Origin of the sequence: Chryseobacterium sp. JM1 (assembly GCF_000737715.1) — a bacterium.
In the GTDB taxonomy this organism is placed as follows: Bacteria; Bacteroidota; Bacteroidia; order Flavobacteriales; family Weeksellaceae; genus Chryseobacterium.
In genome coordinates, this window is sequence record NZ_JPRN01000002.1 from 428,930 (window position 1) to 440,980 (window position 12,051).

13 protein-coding genes are annotated in these 12,051 nt (G+C 39.6%); 6 read left to right on the forward strand and 7 right to left on the reverse strand.

Annotated features, from left to right (window positions below):
• Window positions 1-166: 166 nt before the first annotated feature.
• From epsC to IW22_RS04120, 5 genes are all read right to left on the reverse strand, one after another.
• Window positions 167-997 carry a serine O-acetyltransferase EpsC gene (gene epsC, locus IW22_RS04100; protein WP_034724327.1) on the reverse strand — a complete coding sequence of 277 codons (831 nt, stop codon included), beginning with the start codon at window positions 995-997 and terminating at the stop codon, window positions 167-169.
• Between the two features lie 3 nt (window positions 998-1,000).
• Window positions 1,001-2,239: a sulfate adenylyltransferase subunit 1 gene (locus IW22_RS04105; RefSeq protein ID WP_034724328.1), complete on the reverse strand. Its 1,239-nt coding sequence runs from the start codon at window positions 2,237-2,239 to the stop codon at window positions 1,001-1,003.
• Window positions 2,240-2,369: 130 nt separating this feature from the next.
• Entirely contained in the window at window positions 2,370-3,278 is a 909-nt protein-coding gene (gene cysD, locus IW22_RS04110) for a sulfate adenylyltransferase subunit CysD (protein WP_034724329.1), read from the reverse strand.
• Between the two features lie 11 nt (window positions 3,279-3,289).
• Window positions 3,290-4,003: a phosphoadenylyl-sulfate reductase gene (locus IW22_RS04115; RefSeq protein WP_034724330.1), complete on the reverse strand. Its 714-nt coding sequence runs from the start codon at window positions 4,001-4,003 to the stop codon at window positions 3,290-3,292.
• An 85-nt stretch (window positions 4,004-4,088) separates the two neighbouring features.
• The gene (locus tag IW22_RS04120) at window positions 4,089-4,505 is read right to left on the reverse strand and encodes an RrF2 family transcriptional regulator (protein WP_081873887.1); all 417 of its coding nucleotides are present in this window, start codon (window positions 4,503-4,505) and stop codon (window positions 4,089-4,091) included.
• 146 nt (window positions 4,506-4,651) lie between these two features.
• On the opposite strand from IW22_RS04120, the gene pepT reads away from it, so the two are divergent.
• The 6 genes from pepT to IW22_RS04150 all read left to right on the forward strand — a co-directional run bounded on the left by pepT (window position 4,652) and on the right by IW22_RS04150 (window position 9,488).
• Entirely contained in the window at window positions 4,652-5,899 is a 1,248-nt protein-coding gene (gene pepT / locus IW22_RS04125; RefSeq protein ID WP_034724331.1) for a peptidase T, read from the forward strand.
• Between the two features lie 5 nt (window positions 5,900-5,904).
• Window positions 5,905-6,474, forward strand: a complete 570-nt coding sequence (locus tag IW22_RS04130) for a hypothetical protein (RefSeq protein ID WP_034724332.1) — start codon at window positions 5,905-5,907, stop codon at window positions 6,472-6,474.
• Between the two features lie 149 nt (window positions 6,475-6,623).
• Window positions 6,624-6,875 (forward strand): hypothetical protein, encoded by a 252-nt coding sequence (locus IW22_RS04135; protein ID WP_034724335.1) that lies wholly within the window; start codon window positions 6,624-6,626, stop codon window positions 6,873-6,875.
• Window positions 6,876-7,027: 152 nt separating this feature from the next.
• Window positions 7,028-7,624 (forward strand): porin family protein, encoded by a 597-nt coding sequence (locus IW22_RS04140; RefSeq protein ID WP_034724337.1) that lies wholly within the window; start codon window positions 7,028-7,030, stop codon window positions 7,622-7,624.
• A 78-nt stretch (window positions 7,625-7,702) separates the two neighbouring features.
• On the forward strand, window positions 7,703-8,764 hold the full coding sequence (locus IW22_RS04145) for a sensor histidine kinase (RefSeq protein ID WP_034724338.1): 1,062 nt from the start codon (window positions 7,703-7,705) through the stop codon (window positions 8,762-8,764).
• Window positions 8,754-9,488 carry a LytR/AlgR family response regulator transcription factor gene (locus IW22_RS04150; protein WP_034724339.1) on the forward strand — a complete coding sequence of 245 codons (735 nt, stop codon included), beginning with the start codon at window positions 8,754-8,756 and terminating at the stop codon, window positions 9,486-9,488. Before IW22_RS04145 ends, IW22_RS04150 begins: the two co-directional genes overlap by 11 nt.
• A 254-nt stretch (window positions 9,489-9,742) precedes the next feature.
• Here IW22_RS04150 and IW22_RS04160 read toward each other — a convergent pair whose 3' ends face one another.
• Both IW22_RS04160 and IW22_RS04165 read right to left on the reverse strand, forming a co-directional pair.
• The gene (locus tag IW22_RS04160) at window positions 9,743-10,645 is read right to left on the reverse strand and encodes a DUF6268 family outer membrane beta-barrel protein (RefSeq protein ID WP_034724342.1); all 903 of its coding nucleotides are present in this window, start codon (window positions 10,643-10,645) and stop codon (window positions 9,743-9,745) included.
• Between the two features lie 153 nt (window positions 10,646-10,798).
• Window positions 10,799-12,016, reverse strand: coding sequence for a multidrug effflux MFS transporter (locus IW22_RS04165; RefSeq protein ID WP_051891033.1), 1,218 nt, complete (start codon window positions 12,014-12,016; stop codon window positions 10,799-10,801).
• Window positions 12,017-12,051 lie beyond the last annotated feature (35 nt).

Genomic DNA, 12,051 nt, shown 5'->3' on the forward strand with positions numbered 1-12,051 from the left:
ATCCTATTATTTTTGAACCATTAAGTTGGATTAAGTTGTTAAGAGCATTAAGCAAATATCCAGGGATATTTATTAAGCTGGATTAAAATAGTAATCAGAAACTTAATTTTCTAAAAACCTTCATTCTTCTTAATGGTTTAAATTCGTTTTTTATGTTTCTAAAATATTATATCACAAATGTTAAAGATTCGGGAAGGGTTCCGTTATCTTTTATTTTTATTTCACTTTTATGATAGACCAGAGAGCCGGAAGGTACGTCTTGTGTGATCCATACATTTCCTCCGATGACGCTGTCTCTGCCTATGGTTGTATTCCCGCCCAAAATGGTCGCTCCTGAATAGATAATGACATGGTCTTCGATATTGGGATGTCTTTTTTCATTCGCTTTATCCTTTGAAACATTTAAGGCTCCGAGCGTTACGCCCTGATACAGTTTCACATGGTTTCCGATCTCCGTTGTTTCTCCAATTACAATTCCGGTTCCGTGGTCGATAAAGAAATATTTTCCAATCACCGCACCCGGATGGATGTCTATTCCTGTTTTGCTGTGGGCATATTCTGATATCACGCGGGGCAGGATTTTTACCTTTTGAATCCAAAGCTGATGGGAGATCCTGTACACATACGTGGCAAAAAAGCCGGGATATGAGAGGAGGATTTCTTCCAGAGATTCTGTAGCGGGATCAAATTCTAAAATAGATTCGGCATCCAGAATCAGGGTGCTGTAGATATCAGGCAATGTAAGAAAGAAGCTGTCAGTCTGTTCTTTAGCAAAAACCTCATCTTCCGAAGCATTCTTTATCAGATCAAAAAGAATTTTCTGCAAATCCTCAAACTTATCATGAAGCTGATCTTCCGTATTGATTTTTTCCGGAAGAAACAGGATATTATACAGGTCCGTAACAAAACTCTCCATCTTACTTTTGTCAAAGAATCCCTGAGAACTGCTCTGCTTTTTTTCAAGGATTTTCTTAATAAAATGCTCTGAAACTTTCATGTCTTACTGAATTATACATGCCGCAACGGTAGCATTGGAGGTTTCATCCACCAAAATAGCCGATCCCGTTTTTTTATTGCTTATAAAATCATCAAAAACCAAAGGCTGTGCGGTCTTTATGGTCACTTTCGCGATCTCATTAAGCTTGATTTCTCCTTCTGAGGCTTCCTGCTCCAGCGTATTGACATTAATTTTGTAGTCTACGTGTTTTACCACCGCTTTCAACTGTCTGCTGTGATGCTGTATCAGGTATTTATTCCCTGGCTGCAGGCTTTTATGATCGAGCCAGCACAATAATACTTCCACTTCTTTTTCAACATTGGGCAGTTCTTCTGCGGAGGCAAAGAAATCTCCACGGCTCACATCAATGTCTTCTGTAATTTGTATGACGGCTGGCTGCCCTTCAAATGCTTCCTGTACTTCAGCACCATTCACTTCCAGGGTTTCTATTTCAGTAATAATGCCTGCCGGAAGTATGGCTATTTTATCTCCTTTCTTAAAACTTCCACTGATGATCTGTCCCGCATATCCACGGTAATCGTGAAGTTTTTCTGTCTGAGGACGGATGACGTACTGCACCTGGAACCGACTTCCGCTGTTGTGTACATCATCAAGTTCTACCTCCTCCAGATAATCGAGCAGAGAACTTCCCTGATACCAGTCTGTAGCAGATGACAGGGAAACAATATTATCTCCTTTCAGTGCGGAAATAGGGAAATAGGTGACATCATTTAAGCCCAGACCTTCCGCAATCTTAGAATAATCTGCTTTAATGGTTTCAAAAACTTCTTCCGAATAGTCCACCATATCCATTTTATTGATTGCAACCGCTACTTTTTTCAGTTTAAGTAATGAAGCAATAATGGAATGTCTTCTGGTCTGCTCAATAACTCCTTTTCTGGCATCGATCAGAATCACCATCAGATCTGAATTGGAAGCTCCTGTGATCATATTTCTGGTATACTGAACGTGTCCCGGAGCATCCGCGATGATAAATTTTCTTTTTGACGTCGAAAAGTATCGGTAAGCCACATCAATGGTGATTCCCTGTTCCCTTTCTGCCCGAAGTCCATCCGTTAAAAGCGCCAGATCTACGCCGTCTTCATTTTTATTTTTAGAATGTTTTTCAAGGACTTCCAGCTGATCCTGCAAAATACTTTTGCTATCGTAAAGCAGTCTTCCGATGAGGGTGCTTTTCCCATCATCTACGCTTCCTGCTGTTATAAATCTTAATATATCCACGAGTTTTTGTTATAAATGATTAATGATGATTGATTAATGATCAGCAATAAGTAATGGGTAATGAGCAATTTATTTATTACTGATATTTTCCACGCTGTATGATTGCTTATTACTCATTGCTCATTACCGATCAGAAGTAGCCTCCTTTTTTCCGGTCTTCCATTGCCGCCTCCGTTACCCGGTCATCAATTCTCGTTTCTCCCCTTTCTGAGATTCTGGTGGCTACAATTTCTTCAATCACGGTGTCTACTGTAGCGGCTTCAGATTCTACTGCCGCGGTACAGGTCATATCTCCTACGGTACGGTAGCGTATTCTTTTGGTCGTTACGGTATCACTTTCTTCCAGAACTGCAAACTCGGAATTCGCAATCCACTGTCCGTTAAGGTCTACTACTTCTCTTTCATGCGAAAAGTAAATAGACGGCAGACCAATATTTTCTCTCCGTATATAATTCCAGACATCAAGTTCTGTCCAGTTGCTGATTGGAAAAACTCTTACATTTTCACCTTTCTGAATTTTTCCATTGAAAATATTCCACAATTCCGGTCGCTGAAGTTTAGGATCCCATTGTCCAAACTCATCCCGGACAGAGAATATCCTTTCCTTGGCTCTGGCTTTTTCTTCATCTCTTCTGGCTCCCCCAATGCATGCATCAAATTCGAATTCTTCAATCGTATCCAAAAGGGTGAAGGTCTGCAGCCAGTTTCTGCTGGGGAATTTTCCTTTGGGTTCCGTCAGTTTTCTTTTATGAATGGTGTCTTCCACTTTTCGTACAACCAGATCTACATTTATTGCTGTGGTCAGCTGATCCCTGAAGTCTAAAACTTCCTGAAAATTGTGTCCTGTATCCACATGAACAAAAGTGAAAGGGATTTTTCCATGAGGAAATGCTTTGGCAGCTAAATGAGCCAGCACAATGCTGTCTTTTCCACCGCTGAACAGTAAAGCCGGACGCTCAAACTGTCCCGCCACTTCCCGTAAAATATAGATGGACTCAGCTTCTAACTGATCTAAATAATTCAAATGATATAATGACATATTTTATTTTTTTATTGATGAACATGTAAGCCGCATTCTTTTTTATCGGCATCTTCCCACCACCACCGGCCGGCTCTGAAATCTTCCCCTTCTTTGATAGCTCTGGTGCAGGGCTCACATCCTATGCTTACAAATCCTTTTTTGTGAAGGTGATTATAAGGAAGGTGATGCGTTTTTACATAGTCTGTCACCTGTTCTGTGGTCCAGTGAAGGATGGGATGAAACTTGATGATCTGGTGATCCGGGTCCCATTCCAGCTGTGGCATTTCTTTTCTGCCTGCGGAATGTTCTGATCTTAAACCTGTGATCCAGACCTTGTATCCCTGAAGTGCTCTTTTTAGAGGAATAACCTTTCGGATATTGCAGCAGGCTTTTCTCTTTTCTACGGATTGATAAAAAGAATCCGGCCCGTTTTCTGAAACAAATTGCTGCAGTGATTCCGGATCCGGATAATAGGCTTTAATATTTTTTTTGAAGAAAGCTCTGGAGGATGTCCAGGTTTCGTAAGTCTGCTCAAAAAGTCGTCCCGTATCCAGTGTGAAAATATCAATATTCAGGTTTTTTATCAGATGAGTCACTACCTGATCTTCGTAACTGAAGCTGGTAGAAAAAATGACTTCACCAGGAAACCTGTTGGTAAGAACTTCTAAAAAATCAGCGCTAAAAGCACCTGCAGAGGCCTTTTCCAGTAATTGATTGAATTCTATTTTCAGGGTATTTTCCATGTTGAATTGAAATTAACTCCTGCAAATATATATAAATCCTATTTATCCTACCAAATTAGTAGGATATAAAAATTAAAAAAAAATTTCAGCTGTTTTTTATAAAGGAAGTAAGAGTCGCTTCCATCATGCTTTTTCTTGTTTTTTCTCTTACAATGATTAATTCATTTCTGAGATAACAGGTTGCCTCATCGACACAGTCGTCGCAAGGTTCGTAGAAATTCAATGAAATACAGGGAGTTAAGGCAATCGGGCCTTCGAAAATACGGTAGATATCTGCCAGCGAAACATCGTCAGGAGACTTCAGGAGATAATATCCTCCTGCGTTCCCTTGTTTACTGTTGACTAATTTGGCTCTTTTCAGTTCGAGAAGAATCTGCTCTAAAAATTTTTTGGAAATATTCTCATCCTGTGCAATAATAGCTGTTGACAAAAATCCCTGGTTGTAGTTTCTTGCCAATCTAACCATCGCTTTCAAAGCATATTTGCAACGTTTGGACATCATAATTGATGCAAGTTATAACAATTTATTTGATTAACGAAATCGCAGCTTTAGATTAAAAAAATCAATCCGGATAACCCTTTGAAAATATCCCTCAAAGTTCAGTTTTGAAAAATTTACATTGTATATTTGTTGGAAATTTATGATCGATGAGTATAATAGAATTCAATCCATTGTGGAAAGAGAAATTACTGAACCGTTTTCTCGCCTATGTAAAAATATATTCAACCAGTGATGCGGAAAGCGAAGCAACCCCTTCTACCCCGCGACAGTGGGACATTGCAAAGTATATTGCAGAGGAACTGAAAACGATCGGCCTGGCGGATGTTTCCATTGATGACAATGGGTATATTATGGGATATGTTCCTTCTAACCTTGACAATGACAACACGCCTACCATAGGATTTATTTCGCATTATGATACGTCTCCGGATTTCAGCGGGGAAAATGTAAAACCTCAGATTTGGGAAAACTATGACGGAGGTGATCTTCTTTTAAATGAAACTACAGGATTCACCCTGTCTTCTTCAAAATTCGAGAGCTTAAAAAAATATATAGGGCAAACGCTTATTACAACAGACGGAAATACCCTTCTTGGAGCTGATGATAAAGCGGGTTGTGCAGAAATTGTAACCGCTGCTGAATACCTTATCGCTCACCCGGAAATCAAACACGGAAGAATTGCGGTAGGATTTACACCGGATGAAGAAATCGGAAGAGGAGCTCACAAATTTGATGTTGCTAAATTCGGTGCAGAATGGGCCTATACGATGGATGGAAGCGAAGTTGGAGAATTGGAATACGAAAACTTTAATGCTGCAGGAGCTGTGGTAAAAATCCACGGACTGAGTGTTCACCCGGGTTATGCTTACGGAAAAATGATCAATGCAGGTCTTTTGGCTGCTGAATTTATACAAATGCTTCCTGCCAATGAAACTCCGGCTACAACTAAAGGATTTGACGGTTTCTACCACTTAATGGATATCACAGCTGATATTTCTGAGGCTAAACTTCAATACATCATTCGTGATCATGATGAAGAAAAATATGAGGCCAGAAAGAAATTCATGGAGGAGAAAGTCGCTGAATTTAACCAAAAACATGGTGAAGGAACGGCTGAAGTTGAAATCAAAGAACAGTACCGTAATATGAAGCAGCAGTTTGAAGGGAAAATGCACATCATTGACCTTGCTGCCAAAGCGATGAAAGAAGCTGATATCGAGCCTAAAATCAAAGCTATCAGAGGAGGAACAGACGGCGCTCAGCTATCCTATATGGGTCTGCCTTGTCCAAATATTTTTGCTGGAGGAATGAACTTCCACGGCCCTTACGAATATGTGGCGCTGGAAAGCATGGAAAAAGCAGTTGAAGTGATTATTAATATCGTAAAAGCTTAATACTGATGAAGAAACTTTCAGCATTAGCCTTTCTGTTCATTTTTGCATTCAGCAGTGCGCAGGTCTCTGAATTTGAGAAGGCTGATTCAAAGTACGACAGAAAATTAAAGTCTCTGTACAAGAAATATCCGAAGCCTAATGATGAAAGAACCAAGCAGGAGTGGCTCCTTACGGAAGCAAAAATAGCGTCTTATCAAAATGCCTTAGAGAAGATTTCTGAGGAGGAAAAGAAAATGATAACGGATGCTCCGCCTCCCATGGCACCTAAAATTACCAAAGAAGCGGAATACGAAACCGGAAAGGCCGCTATTCAAAAGCTTTTAAATGAAGCTGTAGATCTCACTTTCCTGAATTTTGCCGTCAATCCCTACAAAGTAACCCTAAAATTTACTTTAGATTCAAAAGGGAATGTCTACAATGCAAAAGTAAAAGGGAACAATGAAGACGTAAACTCCTTTATAGAAGCCGGTTTTTACCGTATCAAGGATAAAGGTAAATGGAAACCGGCAGAATCCAACGGACGGCCGGTCCTTTCTGTGGTAAGTCTTCCTTTACAGTTAAACTTCAGTAAATAATACAGATCAACCCATTGCAGAAGCAGTGGGTTTTTCTTTTTCACTACGTTCAATTTTTCACCTTATTTCTCTCGTTGATGAAAAGTATTTAGTTTTTTTGATTATATTTACTTAAACATCAGACTATTAACTTTAAAAATCAATTTATTATGAAAAAAATCAAAAAATTTTCAAGAAAAGATCTGTCAGCGATCCTTGGCGGAGGTGGAAACGGGTGTCATATGAACGGTGAATCTGCTTACTGCTGGACAGACTGTGAATGTAATTTTGGGAGAGCCTGTGAAATGGATGATGACGGAAATCCCGGGAGATGTGTTTCCGTAGGCGGAGGAACACCCGGAGGAGGCGGTACCGGAGGATGCATTCCACCATCTAATTGTGAAGATTTAGAACCATTTTAACAGATATCTATCGGAAGCATTCTCTTCCGGTTTTTTTTTTGCTTTTCCCGCTAAAAACAGATCCTTGTCAAAGCATCCCTGCAGTTCATCAAATAAAGTTTTATCCCGCTTTTCATAGCTGTTGCTTTGCATCAAATTATTAAAAGCAATTTATGAAACATCAGTTTTTAGCACTAAGCACATTTTTATTATGCATCATTGGTTTTATAGAAACCAAAGCGCAACAAACACCCGCTTTCCACATCGGGATTAAAGGCGGGGCAAATTTTACAAAAACCTCTTCGGAGTCCTCCACCTTGGAAGGGAAATACGGGTTCGGCTATCAGGGAGGCATCATGACCAGAATGGATATCGGAAGCCTTTATGTACAAGGAGAAGCCTTATTCAACAAAAGAAAAACCTCTTTCGACACTAAAGACGGAACCTCAGCGAAATTAAGCTGGAATTCTGTTGATATTCCGGTAGTAGTCGGGTATAAATTCATCAATACGAAAGATTTTAATGTAAGAGCATTTGCCGGCGGGGTTTACAGTTATGCTTTTAAAAACAATTTGTCAACGTCCAAAGCATTACAGGATGGTTTTAAAAGCTTTGACAAATCGAATATTGGAATTACGGGAGGTATTGGTGTGGATTATAAAAATTTCACAGCAGATCTGAGATATGAAACCGGGCTTTCGAGCATCAGCAAAGAGTTTAAATCTAAGCCACACAGCTTTACACTAGGAATTGGATACTTCCTGTTCTAAAAACTTAAATTATCTTTACGTATTAGAAACTGCGCCCTGCAGTTTCTAATTTTTTATAAATCTACTTGATCTCCTTCCATGACAAAACCTTTTATTTTAAGAGAGTATATTTTTGTTACGATGTTCTGGCTTGTCTTTGCGGCAGCTGTGTACATCAACTTTCAGGCTAATTCTGACAAACCTTCCGCACTGTTCCAGACCATTGTCCTTGTTATCGCATCATTTTTTTTCACTCACTTTCTCACCACAAGGCTTCTTCCGAATGCTTTACGAGCGAAAAAGATGAAATTATTTCTGGTTCAGGCAACTGCAGTTATTGTTTTATTAAGCTTTATTTATTCTCTGATTTTCACGTATATTGAAGTCAATTCAAAGAATGAACTTCCTCCGAATTTCATCGATCATCTTCCTTTTTTATGGAAAGGATTCTATCTGGCTCTGCCTGCTTCTTTTTTGATTAACGGATCTGCCTGCGGAATTAAATTTTATCAGGAACATGGAAGAATAGAACGGGATCATATCCTGTTGCAACAGGCCCATTTGGAAAATCAACTGAAATTATTGCAGGATCAGATCAATCCTCATGTGGTTTTCAATATTCTGAACCATATTCATATTCTGATGAAAACGGATACAAAACTTGCAGATTATCTGCTGCTTAAGTTTTCTGACATTTTACGCTATCAGCTTTACCACTGCAGCCAGAATCTGGTTCCTTTAGGCCAGGATATTGAGCATCTTCAAAATCTGGTGGAAGTGGAAAAACTGAGATGGGGCAATGAGCTGGAAGTGACTGCGGACTGGAGTATCGGAAATAAAAAATCATTCATTGCACCTCTCCTGCTGGTTCCATTCATTGAAAATGCATTTAAATATGTCTGCAGGCTTCCCGGACATAGAGGCTATGTAAAGATTTCCTGTATGGAGAAAGACGGTTTTCTTTTGTTTTATGTTGAAAACTGTTACTCAGAGCTGGCAGCCCACAAAAAGAAGGAAGGTTCCGGCGGAATCGGGCTTCAAAATGTACAAAAACGTTTAAAATTACAATATCCGAATACCCACGAGCTTACCATTGTGGCAGCGGATAATGTATACAAAGTAACTTTAACTTTACAATTATCCGACAACAATGAGCAGTAATATTCCTAAAATGAAATGCCTTATCATCGACGATGAGCCTCTGGCTAGATTCCACCTTAAAGAACTTGCAGATCAAATTGACTTTTTATCTGTGGAAGGTACCTGCGCCACCGCACTGGAAGCCGATGCTATGGTAAAGGAAAAGGAAATTGATCTTCTTTTTCTGGATATCAATATGCCTTATTTAACCGGTCTGGAATTTCTGGAGCAGCTGGAAAACCCACCTTTATCTATTCTCACGACTGCTTATTCTGAATATGCGTTGGAAGGTTACCGTCTGCAGGTGGTGGATTATCTTCTGAAACCCATTGCATTCAACCGTTTTTATCAGGCTGTGAACAAAGCACAGCAGCAGTTTATCGTCTCTGAAAAGATGAAGAAAAACTCTCCTTTTGATGATCCTTTTCTCTATGTAAGGCAATCGGACAGCTTTATCAAGGTATCCTGGGTGGATATTCTGTATATCGAAAGTATGCAGAATTATACCAAGTTGCATTTTAAAGACAAATCCCTGGTGATTCACCAAACGATGAAGGCTATTGAAGAATCACTGCCTTCTGAGCATTTTTTCAGAATACATAAATCATTTCTGATCAATATTACCCATATCGATATGATCTCTGGCGGACGTTTGTTCATCAATAAAACAGAACTTCCCATTTCGCGTACAAGGAAAGAGGAGCTGCTGAATCAGGTGGTGTATAAGAAGCTTATTAGTAAATAGAAAGGAAGAGAGAAACTGGGAGAGGGAAGTTATTGTTGTCGATAATTAAATGACTGTCTTTTTGTTTCAATTTATTGCTTTAGATTTTTTGAATAAGGATGGGAGCTGGAAGAGGGAGGTTATTGAAGCTGCTAATAACAACTTTATGTCTTTTTTATTTAAATTTACAAAGATACTTATAATCAATTGTCTACAAGCTAATAATTGTCTACTAGTAACTTCCATCTCCCCGCTTCCATCTTCCATCTTTGCCTTTACGGCAAATTCCACCTCAGCGATACCGCTACATACAATGAGCTGGCAAACTTCGGATCCATCATTTTTTTGTCTTTGAAAATATTCTTGATCTTTCTGTCGTTTTCACTGAAACTTCTTAACAAAGCTGTTCCACCTGTCAACCGGAGACTAAGATGGTCATTCAGCTTCAGTTCCGGCCTGATTCCCGCTGTAATTTGTTGGTAGCCCAGTAACATTGATTTTCCGTCTTTATTTCTTTCCACAGTCATTCCGCTGAGGTTAACAACCGCTTTCAAAGCAAATTTGTCTGAAAACAGATAACCCGCTTCCATTCCTTCCGGGAAATTGATGTTGAATTTAATTTTACCGTTTGTTTTCCAGTCGAAATAGATCCAGGGTAAGATCATCGGAACCCCGAAAGCCGTCGTAAGTACAGGTCCTGCTCCAAGTGCCAGATTAGGATTGAAATGTCTGATAAACAGAATACCGCCCTGTCCGAGAATATCGTCGGAGCTTACCTGCTCAAGATCTGTATACACACCTACTGCGGCAGTCATCATCATGCTCCATTTCTTTCCTAAAGGTCTCATGTGCTGGATTCCGACCTGTGCATTCAGCATCTGATCAGGAAACAGCTGCTTTTCGTAGTCTTTATGCTTCATTTTTGCATAAGATCCACTCAACAGAAGTGACCATGCTTTTACCCTTCCACTGCTGTCTTTTTTCATAGACAATGGAATGCTGAGGTTAAGGTCTGCTCTTTTAAAATCACTTTTGGAATTGGTTTTCGCACTGTCTTCAGGACGAATGTAGTTGGAAAACGGAATATATTCCGTTTTAAGTTCACCAGATATTCCGGACTGAGCACTGGCCCAATAGCCCAACAGACAACTGGCGGCGGCCAAAAGATTTCTCTTCATAATTTAAATTTTATGCAAAGAGATACTTTTGGAGGTCGCTTTCAAAAATTACTTGATTAAGTGCCAGAATGGTATGACCAAAAGGAAAAATGACAGGATGATATAAAAACGATAAAAAATGATAAAAGAATAGGATTTTATCCAATTCTTTGGCTAAATCGCCCCTTTGGGGCTCTCCAATTCTAGAGAAACTTTCTTGCTCTTAAATGAGCGGTAGGCAAACCAAACGGCGATTAATGCGATCGAGGCACGCATGAAAACCATCGGCATGATGGAATCTGCTTCTAAAAATCCGGCCAGTCCTGAGAGTAAAAAAGTAACCATCAGCTGCATAAATCCCATCACGGCTGCGGCTGTTCCACGTCCTTCTTTAAAGGGAGATAAAGCATGAGCAGAAGTAATAGGAAAAAGAACGCCTATTGCCAGCAATGACAGATACAGCATCATAATTTCCAGTGCTACTGAAAGGTTTCCCGCTGCAATAAGGATGTGAAGGCTACATACAATAAGCAGTAAAAGCGTTGCTGCCAATAAAAGTTTTGTATCTCTTATTCTCTTAATCAATTTAGGAGTAAGGTATGCCGCTGTTATTAAGGCTAATGAATTAAAACCAAATATAAAGCTGAAAACACCACTGGAGAATCCGTGAAGCTCCATAAATAAAAACGGGGCATTGGAAATGTAAATGATCAGAGAGGCAAAAGCGATACTCCCGATCATTGTACTGCTGATAAATTCTTTATTGGAAAGTATGGTTTTCAGGTGATCTTTTAATCCTTTTTCGTCTTCTGCATTTTCGGAAAGTGTCATTTTCGAATTGGTTTCAGGAACGTATTTGTATACCATGAACAGGGTTATCAGACCAAGAATCGTTAAAAAAGCAAACGAACTGTTCCATCCCCAGAATTTAAGAAAAACACTTCCCAATAACGGAGCTACAATAGGAGCAATTCCACTGATCTGGGATTGCTGTGAAAAGATGGATACGGATTTCTGCCTGTCATAAAGATCAATGACTATGGCGCGGCCAATGACGATTCCGGCACTTCCCCCGAAAGCCTGTAAGAAACGCATCGCCCACAATACATAAATATTTTCTGTGAAAAATATCGCAGTCGCTCCGATAATAAAAAGTAAAAGCCCGCAATACAACATTGGTTTACGACCTGTTTTATCTGATAAAGGACCCCAAAGCAGCTGTCCGAAGGCAAATCCTGCAAAAAACACAGAGATAGAAATCTGAATATGCCCGATATCGGTCTGGAAAATCTGAGCCATACTTGGGAAAGCCGGCAGATAGAGGTCTATACTCAGTGATTCAAGGGTGTTGAGGAGTGCCAGAATAAACACTACGATACTTAAATTTCTCATAAAAGGTCAGTCAATCATTAAAGGTTCCGCAAAGG